We start from the raw sequence: 21661 nt of genomic DNA on the forward strand, positions 1-21661 counted from the left end.
TATCTCGCTCATCTGCAGGATTATAGGATGCCGACTCCCATGCCTTCGACAGATGCACCGATCTCAAGCCTGCCAACTCGCTATCGCGCCTGACTCCGCTACCATGAATCCAGTACGCTATGGAACCCATCACGCACTTCTTAACCGGCGCATGCATTGGCCGCGCCGGTCTCAATCGCAAAACCGCCTACGCCACGCTGGCTGCCGTGCTCGCCGCCGAAGCCGCCGACCTCGACATCGTCTGGGGATTCGCCGGCCCCGTCGAAGGCCTCAAGCACCATCGCGGCATCACCCACACCTTTATCGCCGTGCCCGTTGTCGCCGCTGCCGCCGTCGGCGCGACCTGGCTCTATCACCGTTGGATCGAAAATCGTCGCGCCAAGAAAGCTATCACTGCCGCCCCCATTGAACCCGGCGCCCCCATCCGATCCAAACCGCAGCCCGTTCGCTGGCTGTGGGTCTATCTCTCCGCTTTCATCTCCGCACTAAGTCACATCCTGCTTGATTGGACCAACAACTACGGCGTCCGTCCGTTCTTCCCGTTCAATCCCCGCTGGTATGCCGGTAGCTTTGTCTTCATCGCCGAGCCCGCTCTTTGGATCCTGCTGCTCGCCGCGCTCATCATTCCCGGATTTCTCGGACTCGCCGATCGCGAAATCAGTTCCCGCCGCGTACCCTTCCGCGGCCGCAACTGGGCCATCTTCGCCCTCGTCGGAATGTTCCTTGTCTGGTGCTTGCGCTACGCCGAGCACGCCCAGGCCGAAGGCCTCATTCTTAACAATCCCATCACCACCGTTGCCCCCGTTCGCGTCGCCGCCGAGCCCTATCCCTGGAATCCGTTTCGCTGGCATGTGATCGTCGAAACCCCGAGCTTCTATCAATTCGCTGAAGTCGACACAAAATCTGGCAACGTGGATAGCGACCCGCAGACCGACCAGCTCTTCAAGCCTCCCGACACACCCGCAGTCGAAGCCGCCAAGCAGACTCAGCTAGGCAAGGTCTATCTCGATTGGGGTCTCTGGCCCGTCGTGCAGGATATTGGACAAGTGCAGGTCATCGGAATCGATCCGCCGCAATTACCTCCCGGCCGCACCTGGACAACCGTCGAGTTCACCGATCTGCGTTTCGGGTACGATTTCCGCGGCTCCGGCAACGCGCATCCACCCGCCGGCCTGGGCGGCGCCGTCTACATCATTGATAACCACGAAGAAGCCGGAGAAGAGATGGGCGGCAAAGAACAAAAATAATCGGATCAGCCTCCGTTCTTCTGGAGGGGACAAAAAGAGGCAACGGTCGGCAACCTCACTAAGCGAGTAAAGCTGACTCCCAAGATCTGGTGCAGTCGAGAAAAAGTTGTCTACGCGCGCTTCCGGCTCTTCGCGCGAACTGCCGTGCGTCCTGCCTTTTTCCCGTGTCCGCGATGCGTCTTCAACGCCACCTGTCGCGTCGCCGCTGCGCCTCTCCTGCCATGCCGCACCACCGCAGGGCGAAGTACCGCGCCCACGCGCCGTTCCGCCGCCGTCGGATCATCCGAGTAAGCCGGATCCAACATCGCGATGACTGAAATCGCCCGCGTGCGATACTTGTGCGCCCACTGGCTCCCCATGAGCGACTGCTGCACGCCAAGCCAGTAATCAGCAGACTGATCGAGTGCAGCCGGAGCGGCCGTCGCATCCTGTATTGCCTGCCCCAGCATCTCGGAATCCGCCGCCGCCGGCTCCTGCTCAGCCTGTGAACCTGTTTGCACAAGTTGCTGTTCACGCGGTGCAGACCCGGGATTGATCGTCGTCAGGAATGCATTGAAGTGCTCCAGATTCACGCCCATCTGGTACACCAGTTGTGCCATCGCCATCTGCTGCGGCCCATTCAGCTGGTCAAAGTTCTTGCAGTATGCCTTGGCGTTGTAGATCGCTTGGATCGCGCCCACGCGCACCAGTTGGACCGCATCCTCATCTGAGATCTGTGCCGGCAGGCTGAACAGCTTTTTGCGCCACGTCCGTTTGCTCCAGCTGCTTCTCCGCGCGTAGAAGACCTTCAGAATGTCATCCAGCCTCGCCGGATCCAAACCTGCCGCCTGCCAAAGATCCGCCGAAGAAGGCTCAAGAAAGGGATGCGGATTCATCGCATCCTGCTGCGGGTGCTCCCGCTCCGGCAAATCCAGGCTGAACCCCGCGCCAATTAAAGGCTGAGCCGTTCGCGGATCGGGATAGGCCGCCAGCACCCAGCCCTCATGCCGTCGATCACGCAGGATGTCCACCAGCTCGTTCATGTCGAACTTGACGTTAGTGTTCTTGAACTCCTCCATCATCCGCAGGGCGGGACTGGGCGCCACTACCGGGGTTGGTGATGCCACCAATGACTGACCTTGCGGCCTCGCCAATGACGAATCCGGCGGATCCTGCGCGAACGCCGGGCTTCCCGCAGACATAACTACCAGGGCAAACGCAAAGGTCTCAAGAAGTCTCACTGATTTGTTCCTGCTCTCAGATTGACGGCTTTTCGCATTCTGCGCAATCACTGCCGCTCATCAAACACGAAAAAGGTAATTGGTTTGTTCAACACCATCGGTACCCCCGTGTTGCTCCGCGGGATGAAAACTTTTATTCATCTCCCACTCCTGCCCGGTTGACCACCCGGCCCGCACACCCCAGAATGGATATGACACTCTTTCTTTAACCGGTGCAGTCGCTCCGGCATTCCGTTTTCAGAGGTGTACATGCCCGCTTATCTGCTGCTGGTTCTTGCCATTCTCACACGCGTAGTCCCTCACCACGGCTGGCTGAACTTCACCGCCGTCGGTGGCGCGCTGCTCTACTTCGGCGCCCGGCGTCCGCGGCGCGAGATGCTGGCCCCCATGGCCGCCCTCATGGTCACCGACTATTGCCTAACCGTATTCGCCTACCACTACAGCTTCGAGTGGAAGTTTTACGTCACCACCTGGGCCTGGTATCTCGCTGTTATGGCTCTGGGATACATCCTGCTCAAGTCAAAGACCACTTGGCTTCGCGCCGGCGCTGCCGCCATCCTCGGACCAACATCTTTCTGGCTCATCTCCAACTACTCGGTTTGGGTCGGTGGCACGATGTATCCGCGTACCCTTGGCGGACTCGCTACCTGCTACGCGGCAGCAATCCCGTTCTATCGCAACGACCTGGTGGCGACAGCGATCGTAGTCGGCGTTGCCTTCGGCGTCCCCGTGCTGGTCCGCAAACTGGGCCCGGAGCGCGATACGAACGCCCTCGCCGTTCGCTAGAGAAACCTGAACTAGAAATGCCCCACAGGCACACCCTGTGGGGCATCTTCATGCAGGCCCGGGTCATTTACGCGTCCAGCCGGCTCTCCCCAGTCCGCCGCTTCCGCATCCACCAGATCCCAAACCCAACCGCCGCCAGACCCAGCACCATCAGCAGCACCGTCAGCGCATGGTGCTCCACAATCCCCACCGCGCCGGGCCCCAGCTTGATCACCAACGCAGACAGAATCAGCCAGCGCACCAGCCTTCCCGTGAATACTGCCAGCATGAAAGGCAGCACCCGCATCTCGAACACTCCAGCGGCAAAGACGAATGCCTTCCACGGCGTCGGAGGCGGCAAGGCAGATGGAATCGCCATTGCCAGAAACTCTTGTTTCTCAAACCGCAGCTTCATGCGCTCGTAGTGCGCCCGGTTCACTCGCTTCAGGATGAAAAGCTCGCCACCGGCACGGCCAAGTGCATAGGGCAGCAGTCCGCCCACGGCTGAGCCCGCCGCCGCCATCAGGCAGTAAGCCCAGAAGTGACCCTGATCTTTCCATACCCACACCGCAATCAGTGCGTCCATCGGCACCGGAATCGTTGAGGAATCCAGCAGCGCCACCGCTCCTGCTCCCAGAATCCCCCACTTGATCAGAATGGGAAGAATGACCAGCTTCCATTTGAGCCAAAAAGCCTGAAAAATGTGCTTCAAAAACGTTCCTTTCCCCTTCCCAAACGTCAATACCCCGGGGACATCCGCGACCGGCCAGTTGGCGGTCCCAAAAGATCAATTGTACGGTCTGGGTTATCTACGCCCGCGGCAGGTCGTGTAGCCAATTTCGGGGGTTCTCAATTCGTCTCCCAATTCCTGAAGAAGCTGTTTCCGTAGTTCTGCTGAAACGCCGAAAATGAGAGAATAGATCAGAAGGAAATCAGAGCAGAGCTGGCCGGGCAGTACGCACCCGAGGCAGCCGCAGCCCGCATGCCGACCAGTGAAGCCAAACCCTCCGCGCACGAGCCTCAGCAGCCCGCGGAATCGAGACCGAAGAGGGCCAGCACCGGCCCCCTGAACCTGACCGCACCTGAGGACGATCTTCCCTTGAGCGAAGATAGCCGTTATGTGGCTGAAGGGCTGTCCGAGACAGACAACAGTATTGAAAAGCCGCGAATTGGTCGCGGCGCCGCCACCTCGCGCTGGGTAGATTACGATACACACGAACTGCTGAACATGATCAGCGAGCTCGAAGATGAGCGCCGCTGGGCACGCCTGCGCGAGGGCATCTGGATCGCGCTCCTCATCCACATCCTTCTCATCTCCGCGATCACCTGGATCCCTCGCTATATCTTTCACGTAACCCCGGTGATTGACCCATTCGACGCTATTAAGCAGCGCAAAGACCTGACCTATCTCGATCTGCCTCCAGACGTCTTGAAGAAATTCGCGCCCAAGGTCGATGTCAAACCATTGCCGGAACGACAACCGCGCGTCGACAAAAAGACCTTGGAGGCACTCAACAAGCCTGCGCCTCCGGTGCCTCAGCCCGAACCGCAGCCCACCACTCCCCCTTCTCAGCCAGCTTTGACGTCGCCGGTTCCCAAGGTAGAGCCGGCTCCCCAGCCCAGCGAGGCTCCCCGCCCTCAAGCGGTTCCAGCACGTCCTAGTTTCGCCATGGGCTCCACTAATCCCGCCGATCAGTTACGCGACGCCATGCGCGGAGCGCGCAGCGGACCGGGTGCAACCGGCAATCCCGGCAGTGGAGGCGCGCTACCCATGCATCCTGGCGCAGGCTCCGGCGGCGTTCAGGTTCTCAGCGATACCCAAGGCGTGGACTTCAGTTCCTGGCTGCTTCGCTGGCATCGTGAGACCGAGCGTACCTGGGATCCTCTTATTCCTGACGAAGTGAACCCGCCCATCCTCAAAAAGGGTGCGGTCGTCATCCGCTTCAAAGTGCTGCCCAACGGTCGTCTTATGGAGGGCAGCATGGTGCTGGAAGGCCGCTCCGGCGACACTGGGCTCGATCGGGCCGCATGGGGAGCCCTGACAGGTTCGAACTACGCACCGCTTCCCAGGGACTTTCATGGCCCTTATCTGGAGCTAAGGGCGATTTTCCTCTACAACATGGACGCGCCCCACTAAGCAGAGCAATCGCCTGGCGTGCAAAACGGGTGACCCCTCGCAATATTTTGTCTCCTTTTTGATCTCCTCCATCTCAAAAATCTGCATCTAACGAACTTATAGGTGCCCCAACGCGATGACTTCCCGTCCTACCCGAGAAACCCTGGATTCTCTACGTGTCACTCTTCATAGGCTTGAGCAGACCAATGACTCGGCACCGGACGGGCAAGATGTTGTTGAGTTGAAACAAATTCTCCTCAATCGCATTGCTGAGCTTGAGACGCTTAATGCGTTGAACCCGCAGGAGTCTGAACAAGCGCCGCTCTCCGCGCCCTCCGATCTTCCTCCGCTTGCAGCCGTCACAGAAGAAGAGTCCGTTAAGGACACAATGGAAGCGGTGCCTTTGGAGAAGCTCGACTAATCACATTCCTGAACTATTACTTGAGCGCTCAGGCCGTAGCGTCCATCGTCGGGACATCTGCGTCAAAGCTGGCTGCCCGCGGGGGGTCGAGGGGTCTCGAACCATGCGGCAATTCAATCCCGTCTTGCAGTAGAAGCGCCTCGTACACGGGAATCGGACGCCAATAACGCGCCAGGACAAACGCCGTCATATTGGCAATCATGAGCGGTAGCACCAGCCCATAACCGCCCGTCATCTCGAAGACGATAAGAATCGACGTCATCGGTGCCCGGACGATACCTGCGAACACTGCCCCCATCCCGACCACCGCAAACGCGCCAATGGCATCCGCCGGGTGGTGAAATACCATCACGTCGATGTAACCAACAGCACCACCCAGCATGGCGCCCATGAACAACGACGGCGCAAAGATGCCGCCCGATCCACCGCTCGAGTAGGAACAGACCGTAGCCGCCAGTTTCAACAGACAAAACAACACCATGAACACCACCGGCATGGTCCCTGTAAGCGCGAGTTCCAGCGTCTTATATGGATCTCCAGCGATTCCATTGAGGTGAAACCAGTAAAACCCCAGAACCGCGAGCGCTCCTGTGGCCATACCGCCGATGGCTGGATGAATCCACTTTGGCACTGCAGTCCACCGCTTGAAGAGCGCGCGCAGGCGAAGAAGCGAATCAGTGAACGTGATAGAAACGACTCCAGCGAGAACACCCAGCAACGAGTACCAAACCAGCGACGATGCCGCACCAAGGGTGTAACTTCGCGGCATGTGAAAGACGGGAGTTGAGCCGAGGATTGAATGCTCCACCACTGCAGCCAATGCGGCTGCAACAATCACCCCCGACAGCATCGTCTGATCAAGGTCACCGATTAATTCTTCAAGCGTGAACGTGATGGCGGCGATCGGCGCATTGAATGCGGCGGCAATTCCCGCCGCCATCCCCACCGATGCCATGCGCCTGCAATTCTGCGGGCTCAGGCGAGCCGCCCGCGCCATCAGGCTGCTCACTCCCGCACAGATCTGAACGGTTGGTCCTTCAAGGCCCAGCGAGGCACCGGAGCCGATTTGAAACGCGCAAAGCACAAATTTCCCGACCGTTTCGCGCAACGATACCAGTCCGGAGCGCATTGCAAATGCAACCTTTACCTGGGGAATGCCAGACCCCGCAGCCGCCGGAGCCCAGAAGGTCAACCCGAGGCCGACAATCAGTCCGCCGATAGCCGGAGACAGAATGGTCAATACAATCCACCAATGCCCAGGCGCATGGTTGGCGCGATTGATCAGCAGCGCTTCAAGCCATCCGATCGATAGATGAAATGCCACCGCCGCCAGCCCGCATAGACCGCCAGCCAGAATTGTGACAGCGAGCAACCGCTGCCGTTCGTTGGCCATGCGTCGCGTAATCCAGGTCAAAACGCGCGGAAACAAGGCTCGCAACCAACTCGGTTCTTTCAATCTCTAGGGGACCTCGCGAAGATGAGCAGCACTAGTCAGTATAGAAGCCAATAAGACAATCGGAGTTAGCGGCTCCGGTTGCGATTTGCACGGAATTTGATTTTTTCAAAGATTCCGCCTATGGCTTCGGCTCGGTCTGCCGCATGAACTCCGCCAGGTAATCCTTCCAGACCGCAGCCGCAGTATGCGTGCCGTGTCCGCGTGTTGCGTCCGAAATCGGGATGAGTATGAACCGCGCATGCGGCATGCGCTTCACCATTTTCTCTGCAATGCCAAGCTCCGGAGGATTGATGTAATCATCAGCGGAGTTGATCCACAGCACCGGATCGGTGATGCTCTCCAGCCGCGGACTCGGATCATAATTCCAACTCGCGTTGAGGTAATAGATCATGTCATTCGCGTCCGGCGCAGGCCGCGCCCAATAGCGATCGACATATTGTTCAGCGGCCTCCCGCGTAGGCGCCTGTTTCTGCATGACGAGCGGAGCGGAACCCATCACGAGAATCAGCGTATTGGCCAGCCGCAATCCCTCCGCAGGTTCGGTAGTGTAGTCACCGTTCTTCCACGCTGGATCGAACTTGATGCCCTGGATGCTCATGTAGCGCATCATCCGGTTGCGGCCTGCAATCTGCACCGGCAGGCACGCAAACGGCGCCAGCGCATCCGCAAATCCCGGATACGTCTCACCCCACACAAACGTCTGCATGCACCCCATCGACGTTCCCAGAATCAACCGCAGATGGTCGACCTTCATCTGGTCGAGCATCATCCGTTGACTGCGCACCATGTCGTCGTAGTCGTAAGCAGGGAAGTGCATGCGCATCCCGTCCGACGGCTTTGAACTCTGTCCGTGCCCGATGTCGTCCGGCAGAATGATGAAGTACTTCTGGATATCGAGAATGCCACCCGGCACAAACAATACATCCGAGAAAACCGGATTCAGCAGCGAGTGCGCATTGCCGCCCGTTCCGTGCAGCAACAGCACTGCATTATCCACATGACCCGCAGCGTTGCGATGCGCCGTTCCCAGGGTAAGGTAGTGCAGCTTCAGTTCCGGCAGCGTCTCACCCGTGCCAAAGCGGAAGTTCGGCAAACTGACGTTCCCATCTTGGGTACTCCATTTGGTGCTCGGTGTGGTAGTCGCAGCCGACGTTGGCGCGGGTTGTCCATAAGTAGTAGTCACCAAGCATAGAAGTCCGAGCAGGAAGAACTGGGCTCCTCGCATAAACATTAAGAACTCCGGTCAGGGGAAGAAGATTTGTGCACAGGGCACCATTCTATCTCCCCGCTTTTCGTGGCAATATGGGTCTGAACATGCATCGGCATTTCCTTCTTGCAGGCTCGGCGCTCTCCTGAACAGGTAATTCTTGCTTCCCGAAAACAGAGGCAGTCTCAATGCGGATTCTTAGGATCGTTGGATTTGTGGCAGCAGTCTTGCTGCTGCCAATCCTCGGACTCATCGCCTACGCCGGCTGGGAATCTGCTCACATGGTCTATCCCAGCCTCGAAAATGAGAGTACATTCCTGCGAGCCTACGACCCAAAAGTTGCGTTGATGCCTTTTATCTACGAGATGCAGGGATACAGCGAGCCCGGTGGCATCGGGGGTGGAGCAGGAACCAAATTCGTGACCCATTTTGCGCATTTCGGAGAATATTTCACTATCCGGGCGGATCGTAAAGACGCGCTGATGGCGGCCGTGAACGACAACATTACCGAAAGACTTCGAACGAGCGGAGCGCGGATTCTCAATCAATCGGGCACGTCCTCCTCCGGATTTCACATTGATTACGAGTCGGGGAAGACAATCGGTTCTGTTGCGATCCAACCTCTCAGTCCCGGATCGGTACATCGTAATTTGCCATTGCCCAGTGGATTGGAAGACGTCTCGCTGAATTTGAGTGTCAGCGAACAGTGGTATCCAGGAGGTATCCCGACGGGCGTGCATGGTTTCCTTCCCGAATCGGATAGATAAGCACTTTGCCACCACATCATCTCGCGATAAAATCATTGCGTCAGTATGTTCAACCGCGCCGCAGCCCGCATCTCCTCCACGCCTATGCTCAAGCGCTACCGCCGCGGGCGCCCCGATCGTGGACGCACCTTCTCCCGCTGAGTAATCTATTTCCGTTGAATTTTTCTCCTCCCGCGTCGCACTCTTTGCCGGCGGGAGAAGTTCTCGCGGCTTAAAGTCGCAACTGAGTTTGAACTAGTCCGCCCCTGAGCGGATAGAAAGGTCTCCCCGATGAGTACCGAGATCAAGAACAGCTTTAATAGCCGTGCCACTCTAAAATCTGGCTCCAAGTCGTACGCGATCTTCCGCCTACCAGCGCTGAGCGCGCTCGGATTCGATCTGAGCCGCCTGCCCTTCAGCCTGAAAATACTTCTTGAGAATCTGCTACGCCGCGAAGACGGCGTCAATGTAACCGCCGCCGATATCGAGTTCCTTGCCAGGTGGGATGCCAAGGCCGAGCCGAGCCGCGAAATCGCCTACATGCCCGCGCGCGTTCTAATGCAGGATTTCACCGGCGTCCCCGCGATCGTCGACCTCGGTGCAATGCGCGATGCCATCAAGACCCTCGGCGGCGATCCTGAACGCGTCAATCCGCTGGTCCCCGCTGAACTCGTCATCGATCACTCCGTACAGGTCGATGAATTTGGAACCCCTCAGGCATACGAAGCAAACTCACTCCTCGAATTCCAACGCAACCGTGAGCGCTACGCATTCCTGAAGTGGGGCCAGACCGCGTTTCGCAACTTCAGCGCCGTGCCTCCCGGAATGGGGATCTGTCACCAGGTCAATCTCGAATACCTCGCGCGCGTCGTTTTCACCACGGATGTGAATGGCGAGTTGCAAGCCTATCCCGACACGCTGGTTGGAACCGACTCCCACACCACCATGATCAACGGCCTCGGCGTTCTTGGATGGGGCGTCGGCGGCATTGAGGCTGAGGCGGCTATGCTCGGCCAGGCTGTCAGTATGCTCGTTCCTCAGGTCGTCGGCTACAAATTAACCGGCAAGCTGCGCGAAGGCGCCACCGCAACCGACCTCGTTCTCACCGTAACGCAAGCCCTGCGCAAGCTCGGCGTCGTTGGCAAGTTCGTCGAGTTCTACGGTCCGGGAATCGCCGCTCTTCCGCTCGCTGATCGCGCCACCATCAGCAACATGGCTCCCGAGTACGGTGCTACATGCGGCATCTTCCCCGTCGATGCAGAAACGCTGCGCTATCTCAAGCTCACCGGCCGCAGCGACGAGCAGATCGCTCTGGTCGAGGCCTACTACAAGGAACAAGAGCTCTTCCACACCGAGAGCTCGCCCGAAGCCGAATACACGCAGAGGCTCGAGCTGGATCTCGCCGCCGTTGAACCCAGCGTTGCAGGTCCAAAGCGTCCGCAGGATCGGGTGTTGTTGAAGGACGCTGCCGAGAGCTTTGCGAAGCAATTGCCATCCCTGCTCTCGCCGACCGCCAAGCCTCTCGGCACGCGCACCGCATCCATGTGGGAGTCGTCTGCAGTCAAAGACACCGCACTCGCTGTCGGTTCAGAGGACAACGAAGGCCCCGCTACTTCATCGGCAGCGACCAAGGCCGCTGGACAAGACAAGACGTTCAGATCTGGTCCAGTCACAACAACGGTTAAAGAGCGCTTCAATATCGATCCCGACAAGTATCTCGATCACGGTTCCGTGGTCATTGCGGCCATTACAAGTTGCACCAACACATCCAATCCGTCAGTGATGATGGCCGCCGGAATTCTCGCAAAAAAAGCCGTCGAGAAGGGCCTCACCGTTCCTCCGTGGGTTAAGACCTCGCTGGCTCCTGGTTCGCGCGTAGTCACCGACTACTACCAGAAATCTGGCCTCCTGCCGTACCTCGAAAAGCTCCGCTTCAACGTCGTGGGTTATGGATGCACTACCTGCATCGGTAACTCTGGCCCCCTGCCCGCAGACGTCTCCAAATCCATCGATGAGCACGGCCTGGTCGCGGTCAGCGTGCTCAGTGGCAACCGCAACTTCGAAGGTCGCGTAAATGTGGATGTGCGCGCGAACTACCTGATGAGTCCGCCATTGGTGGTCGCCTACGCCCTCGCCGGACGCATCGGACACAACTTCGATACCGAGCCTTTAGGAAAAGACAAAGCTGGGCAACCGGTCTATCTCAAAGACATCTGGCCATCGCAGCAGGAAGTTGCCGCAGCAATTGAAAAGGGCGTCAGCAGCGCCGGATTCCGCAACGAATATGCAACCGTAAGCGATGGCGACGCCAGCTGGCAGGGCCTCAGTTTTCCCACGGGCGACGTATACAAGTGGGAGCCCGACTCGACCTACATCCGCCAGGCGCCCTACTTCGACGGCATGAAGAAGCAGCCAGAACCCGTCACTGACATCCTCAATGCGCGCGTCCTCGCAGTGCTCGGCGATTCGGTAACTACCGATCACATCTCTCCGGCGGGATCCATCAAGGCCAACGGCCCGGCAGGGAAGTATCTCGCCGAGCACGGTGTCAAACCCGCCGATTTCAACTCCTACGGATCCCGCCGCGGCAATCACGAAGTAATGGTCCGCGGGACATTTGCGAATGTGCGCCTGCGCAACAAGCTCGCGCCCGGAACTGAAGGCGGCGTAACGCGTCTTTTGCCTGAAGGCGAGCAGATGTCCATCTTCGACGCCAGCGTGAAGTATGCAGAACGCAAAACCCCGCTGGTCATCCTCGCCGGCAAGGAATACGGCTCAGGCTCATCGCGCGACTGGGCCGCCAAGGGTCCGAACCTCCTCGGCGTGCGCGCCGTCATTGCCGAGAGCTTCGAGCGCATTCACCGTTCAAACCTCGTCGGCATGGGCATCTTGCCTCTGCAATTCGAAGAAGGCCAGAATGTTGAATCGCTGAATCTCACCGGTGAAGAAGTCTACGACTTCGCAGGCCTGACAACTCTTCTCAAGTCGAAGTTCGCCAATGGCCATACGCTGAAGGTGAAAGCAAAAGGCGCAGATGGAAGCGTGAAAGCGTTCGACGCCAGGGTCCGCATTGATACTCCGCAAGAGATCGAGTACTACGAACACGGCGGGATTCTGCTGTATGTGCTTCGTCAACTGGCCACAAAATAACGCCTCTCATCCTTGGGTGCCCCACGTCTCGCTTCGAGCTATGGGATGCTCAAGAATCTCTCGAAGGCAAAGTCCACAACAAAAATGCCACTCCATGCGGAGTGGCATTTCTATTTTCAGAAAAATAGATCTACCGGTGCTTCGCGACACCTTTTACAGTCTTTGCGGCGCGTTTCGCCTTCGCCGCCGGTGGAGCATGCGCCGCATCAGGTGCTGGCGTAACTTCGTCTTCGTGGGGTGCAAAAAAGCGGACTCCCTCCTGGTTGTGCTCACCCAGAACGTGAAGCCGCAGGAAGTTGGTCGAGCCTGACTTGGTGCGCGTCCCGGCGACGATCGCAATCACTTCGCGATTGCGCACGTAGCCATGTTGCTCCAGAAGGCTTTCAGCAACATCCACCAGCGCTTCCGTCGAGTTCACCTTGGGACAACGAACCGGCGTAGTTCCCCACAGCAGGTTCAAGCGATTGATGGTGAGATCGATCGGACTCAACGCAAAGATCGGGGCCGTCGGATGATACTTCGACAACTGGCGGGCCGTAGCGCCCGATTCCGTGAACAGCGCGATACCACGCAGATCAAGATCGTCCGCGGCATGCGCGGTTGCTTCGCAGATCGTCTCAGCAATCGAAAGCCGCGTCATCGAAACCCGCGGTGCGTTAAGGTGATCTTCCTTGATGTGGCGCTCCGCTTCGCTGATGATGCGTCCCATCATGGCAACGGTCTCCACGGGATACTTGCCCACGGCCGATTCGCCTGAGAGCATTACGGCATCTGTTCCGTCGTAGATCGCGTTGGCCACGTCAGAAACTTCAGCGCGTGTCGGCCGCGGATTTTCAATCATCGACTCCAGCATCTGCGTCGCCGTGATCACCGGCTTGAAATACTCCGATGCCCTGCGAATGATGTGCTTCTGAATCGCCGGGACTTTTTCCGGAGGAACCTCGACGCCCAGGTCTCCGCGTGCCACCATGATGCCGTCAGCTGCCTGCAGAATACTGTCCAGATGCTCGATGGCTTGGGGTTTCTCAAGCTTTGCAATGATCCACGTTTCGCCGCCATACGCTGACACACGATTGCGCACCAGCCGGACATCTTCCGCAGTGCGCACGAACGACACAGCGATCGCATCGACGCCATTCTTTAGAGCGAACTCGAGGTCCTGCGAATCTTTTTCTGTGAGCGACGGCACGCGCACGGGAATACCGGGCAGATTGATGCCTTTGTTCTCACCCAGCATTCCGCCGTTGATGATCTCGCATACCACATCGGCGCCGATCACCTCGTGAACTCTGAGCTCAATCAAGCCGTCAGAGAGCAGAATCCGCGAGCCCTGTTCAACGTTTTCAGCAAGCGTCTTGAAGGTTGTTCCCACTAGCGATGCCGTGCCGGGAACTTCGCGGGGAGTGATGGTAAGCCGTTGGCCCGCTTTCAAAAGAACTGACTGGTGATCCTTCAGCTTTGAAGTGCGAATCTTGGGGCCTTGCAAGTCGCCAAGGATGCAGAGGGGTTTGTGTTCTTCGCGGCTGACCTTGCGAATCATTTGTATGAGGGCAAGCTTCTCTTCATGGGTGCCGTGAGAAAAATTAAGGCGCACGACATCGATTCCGGCGCGCACCAGATCGCGAAAAACAGGCTCGGTGTTAGAAGCAGGACCGAGTGTGGCGACGATCTTCGCGCGGCGCTGGATAGGGTTTGCGTTCAGGTTCGTGTCAACGAACGGCATAAGGTAAGGCTCCAAAAAGGGTTCGTTCCGGGAAACGGGGATGTATGTGTGCGGTCCGCTCCATTATACAAAGTCGGCTTAGCGCAGAATCTCCCGATCCATCATGCGACCGCGATCGTGTCCGAGTCGGTGAGACTCGTCACTGACGAAAGCCGCCGTAATCGCGCCTCAAAGTCGATTGTTGCGTTCGCGAAATAGAACCCCGTTCAGTTCCGCTCCCAGCAGCGCACTGAATGACGTGATGTACAGCCACACCAAGGTGGCGATGCCCGCTCCGAAAGAGCCATAAAAAATGGTATAGTCCGCGATGCGGGTGACGTACCAGCCAAACGCCAGGGTCGCCGGAAACCACACTGCGCTGGCAGCAACTGCGCCCGGCATCACGCGAAGCCAGTGTTCTCCACGTTTGGTCCCAAAGTGATAGAGCGCTCCCAGCACTGCGAGACTGGTAGCCAGCGCCAGTGTCCAGCGCGCCATCCGCCACAAAAACAGCACCACGTGACGCAACTCATGGCCAGACTTAACTACCATCCACAATTCGATTGCGCGACCGAAGACCAGTAGCAGCGTAGCCAGCGCCAGCGGCACCAGCACAATGAAAACCAGGAACAGCGCGCGAAGACGTCGTTCCCAGAAACCCCATTCGTTGCGTGGAAGCCGATAGGCCCTCCGAAAGCCCTCCATCAGCGTCAGCATCAGCCCCAGTCCAGCGAAGACGCTCAGCGATAATCCAGAAGTGATCAACCGGGCAGGATGAGCATTACGTGCCTGCATCGTTGAAAGCATCAGGCGCACGGTGTCTGCGGGAAGAATCTGCATGGAAACCCAGCGAATCTCGCCCACAACGGTCGGACCCTCCGGAGCCTTCGCGATCAGCGCGGTGAGAACGATGAATGCAGGGAAAAACATCAACATGCCCGAATAGGCGGCTGCTTTAGCCGTGTTGAGCACGTCGTGTTCGAGGGCCAGAAAAACTGACTTACGAAAATGGCGAAGGGTTCGTCGCATCGGTACCACATCAAAGACTAGTGCATCTGGCGGCCTCCGGCGAAGTAACCAACGGCTCTGGTCCCTCAGGAGACAATGACTGCGCAGGCCGATTTCTGACTGGCTCGACTCAAACGGTTTATCATTTTCCGGACATGATGAAGTCCAGTTTTTGCGCGGTCCCACATGCAGTCTTTCTCATGCTGTTTGCCGGGTTTGCTGTGGCTGCTTCTTCCGCCCAGGACCATTCCACGCCCAATTCTCAGTTGGCCTCCAAGGACATCGATACCAAGGTCGAAGCTCTGCTGAAACAGATGACGCTCGACGAAAAAATTGGGCAGACTGTGCAATATTCAGCGGGATTTGCAACCGGCCCTTCCGCCTCAAACCTGACCTATGACGAATTGGTCGCCAAAGGCCAGGTGGGTTCCATGCTCAACGTGGTCGGCGCCGAGCGCACCAACCGCTATCAACACATCGCCGTGGAGAAGTCGCGCCTTCATATTCCCATTCTCTTCGGGCTCGACGTCATCCACGGCCACCACACCACGTTTCCCGTGCCGTTGGCCATCGCGGCAAGCTGGGATCCCCAGGCTGCGGAAACCGTAGCGCGCGTAGCCGCTGAAGAAGCTCGCGCCGACGGCATTGCCTGGGTCTTCTCGCCCATGGTCGATATTGCGCGCGATCCACGCTGGGGCCGCATCATCGAGTCCAACGGTGAAGATCCTTATCTCAGCTCAGCTTTGGCGCGCGCCTGGGTCAATGGTTATCAGCAGGGCGATCTATCGAAACCGGATTCCGTGGCCGCATGCGTTAAGCATTTCGCTGCATATGGCGCGGCCATTGCCGGCCGGGACTACAACGCCGTCGACATGAGCGTATTGACTCTGCGGCAGGTTTATCTCAAGCCCTATCACGCCGCCGTTGATGCAGGCGTGGCTACCGTGATGACGTCGTTCAATTCCATCAACGGAGTCCCAGCGACAGCAGATCCGTTTACCCTTACCCAGATTCTTCGTAAGGAATGGCGTTTCGATGGCTTTGTCGTGTCCGACTGGGGCGCGGTTGGAGAGCTTAAAAACCATTCCATCGGCGATGGTCCTACAGTAGCTCGCAAGGCTCTGCTTGCGGGCACCGATATGGACATGGAAGGAGATCTGTATGGCACTGTAATCGCCGCGCAGGTACGCTCCGGCAAAATTTCTGAGAAAGTCATCGACGAAGCTGTGCGCCGCATTCTGCGCGTGAAATTTGCCCTTGGGCTCTTTGATCACCCTTTCACAAATGTAGGCTCCGCGTATTCGCCCACAACGGATCGTCGCGAAACTGCGCGAAAAGTCGCAGACGAGACTATGGTCTTGCTGAAGAATGATCCGGTCGAGGGAGCAGGTGCTCTGTTGCCGCTTAGCGCAAAAGCAAAGACGGTGGCACTCATCGGTCCCATGGCAGATGATGCGCTTGACCTGCTCGGTGCATGGACGGTCGCAGGCAATCCCAAAGATGTAATCACACTGAAGTCGGCACTCGCCGACCGCCTCGGAGACAAGCTGATCTTCGCGCCGGGTTGCGGTTTGCTGTCAGGCGAAGACGAAAAGACTCTCAAGAGCGTCAGCTTCACCGGAACGGCAACATCTGCGGATCAGTCCATCACGGACGACGACAAGACGATTGCCGAGGCAGTAGAAACGGCACGTAAGTCCGATGTGGCCATCCTCGCGCTTGGCGAATCAACTAACTGGATGGAGGGCGAGGCATCCAGTCGTGCGCATCTCGGCTTCACCGGCAATCAGGAGAAACTTCTTGAGGCTGTCGTTGCCACGGGCAAGCCGGTGATCCTTGTTGTGCTGGCGGGCAGGCCGCTCGAATTGAAATGGGCCGCCGAACACGTCCCCGCAATTCTCGAAGCGTGGAGCCCCGGTATCGAAGCCGGTCCGGCTGTTGCGGATGTGCTCTTCGGTGACGTAAATCCGTCCGGCAAGCTCCCCTCCAGCTTTCCTCGCGCCGTGGGACAGGAACCGCTCTACTACGCCCAGATGCCAACTGGCCGTCCAGCCCATGGCGACTTGGCAATCTTGCCACGCAACGCGGCTGAGAAATTCGTCTCCCGTTACATGGATGAACCCAACTCCGCGCTCTTTCCATTCGGCTGGGGACTGAGTTACACGCGCTTCAGTTATTCCAAGCCTGCAATCGATCGTGCGGCAGTACCCGTGCGTGAAGTCGCCGACATTCATCAGCCTATTGCTACAGTCAGCGTGGACGTGAGCAACACGGGAAGCGTGAAGGGCACTGAGGTCGTGCAACTGTACGTTCGCAATACCGAGGCCAGTGTGGAACAGCCGGTGCGCGAGTTGAAAGGATTCGCACGCGTAACTCTCAATCCCGGCGAGACAAAGCACGTGACCTTTCCACTGGGATTCGACGAATTGAATTTCTACGGCGTGGATGCAAAGAAGACGATTGAACCGACTACCTACGACATCTGGGTCGGTGGCAACTCGCTGGCGACATCCGAGACGATGCTGAAAATCACCGATTGAAACGAATCAGGAATGCGGTTTCGAGTCGCAAATATTCGAGTGCTTGATGAGGCTTTCAAAGGCCCCCGGAATTTGGGAATCCCACTCACCCCAATCGTGACCGCCCGGCTTGATGTGAAATTCAAAGCTGAAATGTGAATCTCTCAGTTGCTGGGCAAATCGCTGGTTCGGATCACGCAGCGGCTCATTCTCTCCGACGGTCAGGTAAATGTATGGGGTTTTCGAAGGTTCTGCCTTTTTGACAAGTCCGAGCGGGTCGCGGGCAGTCCTTGCATCGCTCCCCCAAGGCCCGAAGATAGTGCGAATCCTCCACCACTCTCCTGTTCTCTTCATGTTGTAACGTCGATGAAGAATGTCGATCGACGGACTAAACGCAGCGACAAATCCAAACAGCTCGGGCCGCGTGAACGCGATCTTGATAGCCGCAAAACCACCCATGGAAATGCCAATGATTGCTCTCTTATCCCTGGTATTCGCCGCTGGGAATCGAGATTCGACGTCAGAAATGAGATCGGTGAAGGCGTAGTCCTCGTACCGGTCTTCCGTCTTCCCGGCCGCATTCATGTAATACGAAAACGCACCTTCCGGCATCACCAGGATCAGGCCCTGCGCCGCGTATCTAGATACTTGGGAATTGTTTGACCAGTCTCGAAATCCTCCGTTCCCACCATGAAGCAAATAGACAACGGGAAGCTTTTCTCCTTGCTCGATATGCACGGGCAAAAATACGCGGTAGGGCATGTCGCGATTCAGCGCAGGCGAATGAAATGTGATGTCTTGCATCGAGACGTTCGGAGCAACGAAAGGCTGGTCTGGACGCGCGGGCGGGTTTTTGCGACAACTCGTGACGGAAACCAGTAGAAGCAGCGAAAGCGCCGGCGCAATGGTTCGCAGCATTTTCATAGGAGTGACAATTCTAGGGCTGAACGCCGTCCCACAACGCCGCTTTTACAAGACGCTGAATCAGCGGGAATACGGGGACCATCCAGTGCATCCGCGTTTAGTACGCCCAAATGGAACCCAGTGATATTGTCCAGCGTAATGAACCGGGTACACTGTCTTCGATAGGAGGCCTGATGCAGACCCGGATTCAAGGCACCACCATGCCCGTACTCGATGTGCAACTTGACCCTAACGAGAGCGTCTTCTCTGAGAGCGGCGAACTCTCCTGGATGACCGGTTCCATCCAGATGACGACCCATACGCAGATGGGCGGAGGGGGCGGATTATTCGGCGTCCTGAAGCGCGTTGCTGGCGGCGGAAGCCTCTTCATGACCGAGTACCGTGCCAATCAGTACCCGGGCGAAGTCTCCTTTGCCACCAAGGTCCCCGGACACATCGTGCCAGTTCAGTTAGGCCAGGGTCAGGAATACCTGGTGCATCGTCACGGCTTTCTTTGCGCCACGCCGCAAGTCACCATTAGTGTCGGATTCCAACAATCACTAGGCGCAGGAATTTTCGGCGGCAGCGGATTCATGCTGCAGAGAATCGGCGGCCTTGGCACGGCGTGGCTTGAACTTTCCGGCGAACTTGTAATGAAAAACCTCGCTCCCGGCGAAGTCCTGCTGGTGCACCCCGGCCACGTTGGAGCGTTTCAGGCATCGGTCGGCTTCCAGATAACGATGGTTCCCGGCATCAAGAACATGATCTTCGGAGGGGATGGCATCTTCCTCGCAGTCCTCACCGGGCCAGGGACGATTTGGCTCCAGACGCTGCCCATATCCCGTTTGGCGCATCAGATTAGCGAGTACCTTCCGTCGATGGACCGCCGCCAGGTAGGCAATACAGCGGGGGGTGCCATCCTCGGAGGCGTAATCGGCTCCATCCTGGGCAATGACCAGTGATACAGAAACGATAAGAATCGGGGAAGAGTGACAGAACGGGAAACGAGCAGGCAAAGTATTCGCGGGCGCGATCTGCGCGTCGATATCGTATTCGCCTTCACACTTGCTGTGGCCTGCTACCTCGCGTGGCAACTGCGTGCAGTTTTGCTCCTGCTCTATGTAAGCGCCTTGGCTGCCGTAGTTCTCACTCCAGTCGTCCGCGCTACATCCCGCTTTCGCATAGGTCGCGTTAGGCCGTTCAAAGGGCGCGCCATCCTTATTCTTCTTCTTGCCGTTGCTGGCGGACTCACAGCTTTCGGGTTTCTCGCCTTTCCGCCCGTAATTCGCGACTTGCACAAATTCGCAGACGACATGCCGTCGCGCCTGCCGGCGATGCTCGAAAAAGTGAAGCGCATTCCTTTTGCCGATCAGATCAACACCGACGAAGTTGGCACGAAAATACAGGACTTTATCAGCAACGCCGCAACCTACCTGCTGTTGTCAATCAAAAATTGGGCGGGCGCGGTATTCGGCATTGCCATGGGCCTGATCCTTACCGTCTATTTCATTCTCGAAGGCGATGTCGCCTATCGATGGGGCCTCTCGTTCTTCCCGCCGGATAAGAGGCCTCGTCTCGATGCCGCCCTCCAGCGCGCTGAAGTACGCATGGGGCAATGGTTACTGGGGCAGGGAAGTCTGATGCTGATCCTTGGATTGGCCAGCACCATCGTTTATGTCTCGCTTAATGTCCGCTATGCCTACGCCCTGGGAGTATTGACCGGGCTGCTGAATATCATTCCTGTCATGGGAGCGGCCGTCAGCATCGCCCTTGCGTTGTTGGTAGCCTCCATTGATTCGTGGGGGCGAGCACTAGGTATAGCGATCTTTTACCTCGTATGGATCCAGGTGGAGAACTCGTTCCTGGTGCCGCGCATCATGGGCACGCGCGTCGGTCTCCCCGGTCTGTCTATCCTCGTGGCTTTGCTCATTGGCTCGGAACTTGGAGGAGTTCTAGGCGCAATCGTCTCGGTCCCCACTGCCGTGCTGGTGTCAGTACTGCTCGATGAGTACCTTGTCCAGAAAGAACCAGACGATATCAAATTAGAAGTGGGCAAAGACAGCCCCCAATAATTCGCTTCCAAAAGAAATTCACCGAACCAACACTACTGTGTGCTCAAGCGGTACACCCTGGGTGCTAAATCCGCTTCTGTGGTGTAGAACTCTGAGTAGCCCCGTGCGCGATTTCGAGCAAACTCGTACCGAATTTCAGGAGATACTCGCCAAGCCCATTCGCGAACTCGGGCTAAGACTCGAGGGCTCTCCGCTCGAGCGATTTGTTCAGCAGCTCTATCGCGAACTCGAAGTTAAAGGCATCCATAAATTCCGTCCGCAGTGTTATCTGACCGATGAATGGGGATGTCCCTCCGGCGAGCCTGTGATCGGAATTCCGTTCTATCTCGCGAACCCCGATCTGGCAAAGCTTGAACGCGATATGAATGACCTCGAAGATGCACGCGAGATCATGATGTACATGCGTCATGAGGCTGGACACGCCTTCAATTACGCCTACCAACTGCACAAAACCGCCGAGTGGCGCAATCTCTTCGGCCCGTTTCGCCGCGCCTATCGGGATAACTATCGCCCCATTCCCTTTTCGCGGAAATACGTCCGCCACATGGCCGGGTGGTACGCGCAAAAGCATCCCGATGAAGATTTCGCTGAAACGTTTGCTGTGTGGCTCACGCCTCGCTCTCAATGGCGAAAGCGCTACAACGGTTGGGATGCGCTATCCAAGTTGCAATACGTCGATCGCATCGCGCACAAGATTGGAGATGTCGAGCCCATCCGCCGTCGCGGTCGCACCGACATCACCGTCGATGAAATGGAATCAACGGTTGGCGAGTTTTATCATCTCAGTCTGCCTGAGGAGATTCCGGTCGAGGAACTGGCGCTCGACGCCGACCTCGCTGACATATTCAACATCTCCCCCAAGCGGCGCACCAGCGTGCGTCCAGCCCATGAGATGCTGAGTCAACACCGCAAACCCATCATCGACAAGGTCGCTTATTGGAGCGGCGTGCAGCGCCCCATCGTTAAGCGCCTCGTAGAAGCTATCTGCAAACGCGTAGAACAGCTCGGTCTGCGCGTGGATGTTCGACGTGAGTCCGAATACCTCACGGAGTTCACCGTATACACAACCGCACTCTCCATGAATTACCTGGTACGTGGAAAGTTCGTTCACCCCTGAGGAGTGCCGGCA

General features: G+C 57.6%; 17 protein-coding genes. 10 read left to right on the forward strand and 7 right to left on the reverse strand.

The annotated features are described in order from the left end of the window. The first annotated feature begins 119 nt into the window (after positions 1-119). Positions 120-1247: a metal-dependent hydrolase gene (locus P8935_RS10280; RefSeq protein WP_348264902.1), complete on the forward strand. Its 1128-nt coding sequence runs from the start codon at positions 120-122 to the stop codon at positions 1245-1247. A gap of 110 nt (positions 1248-1357) precedes the next feature. Here the strand turns inward: P8935_RS10280 and P8935_RS10285 are convergent, their stop codons facing one another. Then, positions 1358-2467 carry a hypothetical protein gene (locus tag P8935_RS10285; RefSeq protein ID WP_348264903.1) on the reverse strand — a complete coding sequence of 370 codons (1110 nt, stop codon included), beginning with the start codon at positions 2465-2467 and terminating at the stop codon, positions 1358-1360. A 249-nt stretch (positions 2468-2716) separates the two neighbouring features. Between P8935_RS10285 and P8935_RS10290 the strand changes: the two genes are divergently transcribed. Next, positions 2717-3253, forward strand: a complete 537-nt coding sequence (locus tag P8935_RS10290) for a DUF6580 family putative transport protein (RefSeq protein WP_348264904.1) — start codon at positions 2717-2719, stop codon at positions 3251-3253. A gap of 67 nt (positions 3254-3320) precedes the next feature. Here the strand turns inward: P8935_RS10290 and P8935_RS10295 are convergent, their stop codons facing one another. Beyond that, complete coding sequence (locus tag P8935_RS10295; protein WP_348264905.1) at positions 3321-3944, reverse strand: VTT domain-containing protein; 624 nt, start codon at positions 3942-3944, stop codon at positions 3321-3323. 270 nt (positions 3945-4214) lie between these two features. Between P8935_RS10295 and P8935_RS10300 the strand changes: the two genes are divergently transcribed. Continuing rightward, positions 4215-5369 (forward strand): energy transducer TonB, encoded by a 1155-nt coding sequence (locus P8935_RS10300; protein WP_348264906.1) that lies wholly within the window; start codon positions 4215-4217, stop codon positions 5367-5369. 220 nt (positions 5370-5589) lie between these two features. Beyond that, on the forward strand, positions 5590-5769 hold the full coding sequence (locus P8935_RS10305) for a hypothetical protein (RefSeq protein WP_348264907.1): 180 nt from the start codon (positions 5590-5592) through the stop codon (positions 5767-5769). Positions 5770-5797: 28 nt separating this feature from the next. On the opposite strand, the gene P8935_RS10310 is transcribed toward P8935_RS10305, so the two are convergent. Both P8935_RS10310 and P8935_RS10315 read right to left on the reverse strand, forming a co-directional pair. Then, positions 5798-7162, reverse strand: coding sequence for a chloride channel protein (locus P8935_RS10310; protein ID WP_348264908.1), 1365 nt, complete (start codon positions 7160-7162; stop codon positions 5798-5800). A 181-nt stretch (positions 7163-7343) separates the two neighbouring features. Further along, a complete protein-coding gene (locus P8935_RS10315) occupies positions 7344-8456 on the reverse strand; it encodes an alpha/beta fold hydrolase (RefSeq protein WP_348264909.1) in 1113 nt (370 codons plus the stop codon). 164 nt (positions 8457-8620) lie between these two features. Between P8935_RS10315 and P8935_RS10320 the strand changes: the two genes are divergently transcribed. Next, positions 8621-9199, forward strand: coding sequence for a hypothetical protein (locus P8935_RS10320; protein WP_348264910.1), 579 nt, complete (start codon positions 8621-8623; stop codon positions 9197-9199). A 270-nt stretch (positions 9200-9469) separates the two neighbouring features. Continuing rightward, positions 9470-12328, forward strand: coding sequence for an aconitate hydratase (locus tag P8935_RS10325; protein ID WP_348264911.1), 2859 nt, complete (start codon positions 9470-9472; stop codon positions 12326-12328). A gap of 130 nt (positions 12329-12458) precedes the next feature. Here P8935_RS10325 and pyk read toward each other — a convergent pair whose 3' ends face one another. After that, positions 12459-14051, reverse strand: coding sequence for a pyruvate kinase (gene pyk / locus P8935_RS10330; RefSeq protein ID WP_348264912.1), 1593 nt, complete (start codon positions 14049-14051; stop codon positions 12459-12461). A 168-nt stretch (positions 14052-14219) separates the two neighbouring features. Further along, positions 14220-15059: a YihY/virulence factor BrkB family protein gene (locus P8935_RS10335; RefSeq protein ID WP_348264913.1), complete on the reverse strand. Its 840-nt coding sequence runs from the start codon at positions 15057-15059 to the stop codon at positions 14220-14222. A 20-nt stretch (positions 15060-15079) separates the two neighbouring features. Here P8935_RS10335 and bglX point away from each other — a divergent pair, with 20 nt between their 5' ends. Next, positions 15080-17578 carry a beta-glucosidase BglX gene (bglX, locus tag P8935_RS10340; protein WP_348264914.1) on the forward strand — a complete coding sequence of 833 codons (2499 nt, stop codon included), beginning with the start codon at positions 15080-15082 and terminating at the stop codon, positions 17576-17578. A gap of 6 nt (positions 17579-17584) precedes the next feature. Here the strand turns inward: bglX and P8935_RS10345 are convergent, their stop codons facing one another. Beyond that, positions 17585-18481 carry an alpha/beta hydrolase family protein gene (locus P8935_RS10345; protein ID WP_348264915.1) on the reverse strand — a complete coding sequence of 299 codons (897 nt, stop codon included), beginning with the start codon at positions 18479-18481 and terminating at the stop codon, positions 17585-17587. Positions 18482-18654: 173 nt separating this feature from the next. Here P8935_RS10345 and P8935_RS10350 point away from each other — a divergent pair, with 173 nt between their 5' ends. The 3 genes from P8935_RS10350 to P8935_RS10360 all read left to right on the forward strand — a co-directional run bounded on the left by P8935_RS10350 (position 18655) and on the right by P8935_RS10360 (position 21649). Beyond that, positions 18655-19422 carry a TIGR00266 family protein gene (locus P8935_RS10350; RefSeq protein ID WP_348264916.1) on the forward strand — a complete coding sequence of 256 codons (768 nt, stop codon included), beginning with the start codon at positions 18655-18657 and terminating at the stop codon, positions 19420-19422. Between the two features lie 27 nt (positions 19423-19449). Continuing rightward, complete coding sequence (locus P8935_RS10355) at positions 19450-20532, forward strand: AI-2E family transporter (protein ID WP_348264917.1); 1083 nt, start codon at positions 19450-19452, stop codon at positions 20530-20532. 103 nt (positions 20533-20635) lie between these two features. Continuing rightward, positions 20636-21649, forward strand: coding sequence for a putative zinc-binding metallopeptidase (locus P8935_RS10360; RefSeq protein WP_348264918.1), 1014 nt, complete (start codon positions 20636-20638; stop codon positions 21647-21649). Positions 21650-21661: the final 12 nt, after the last annotated feature.

Origin of the sequence: Telmatobacter sp. DSM 110680 (assembly GCF_039994875.1) — a bacterium.
GTDB lineage: Bacteria > Acidobacteriota > Terriglobia > Terriglobales > Acidobacteriaceae > Telmatobacter.

Bases quoted from the DNA above. Each gene is read 5' to 3' on its own strand.
- P8935_RS10280 (WP_348264902.1), top strand. From the start codon at position 120: ATGGAACCCATCACGCACTTCTTAACCGGCGCATGCATTGGCCGCGCC.
- P8935_RS10320 (WP_348264910.1), top strand. From the start codon at position 8,621: ATGCGGATTCTTAGGATCGTTGGATTTGTGGCAGCAGTCTTGCTGCTG.
- P8935_RS10350 (WP_348264916.1), top strand. From the start codon at position 18,655: ATGCAGACCCGGATTCAAGGCACCACCATGCCCGTACTCGATGTGCAA.
- P8935_RS10345 (WP_348264915.1), bottom strand. From the start codon at position 18,481: ATGAAAATGCTGCGAACCATTGCGCCGGCGCTTTCGCTGCTTCTACTG.
- P8935_RS10325 (WP_348264911.1), top strand. From the start codon at position 9,470: ATGAGTACCGAGATCAAGAACAGCTTTAATAGCCGTGCCACTCTAAAA.
- P8935_RS10290 (WP_348264904.1), top strand. From the start codon at position 2,717: ATGCCCGCTTATCTGCTGCTGGTTCTTGCCATTCTCACACGCGTAGTC.
- pyk (WP_348264912.1), bottom strand. From the start codon at position 14,051: ATGCCGTTCGTTGACACGAACCTGAACGCAAACCCTATCCAGCGCCGC.
- P8935_RS10310 (WP_348264908.1), bottom strand. From the start codon at position 7,162: ATGGCCAACGAACGGCAGCGGTTGCTCGCTGTCACAATTCTGGCTGGC.
- P8935_RS10315 (WP_348264909.1), bottom strand. From the start codon at position 8,456: ATGTTTATGCGAGGAGCCCAGTTCTTCCTGCTCGGACTTCTATGCTTG.
- P8935_RS10335 (WP_348264913.1), bottom strand. From the start codon at position 15,059: ATGCGACGAACCCTTCGCCATTTTCGTAAGTCAGTTTTTCTGGCCCTC.
- P8935_RS10300 (WP_348264906.1), top strand. From the start codon at position 4,215: ATGCCGACCAGTGAAGCCAAACCCTCCGCGCACGAGCCTCAGCAGCCC.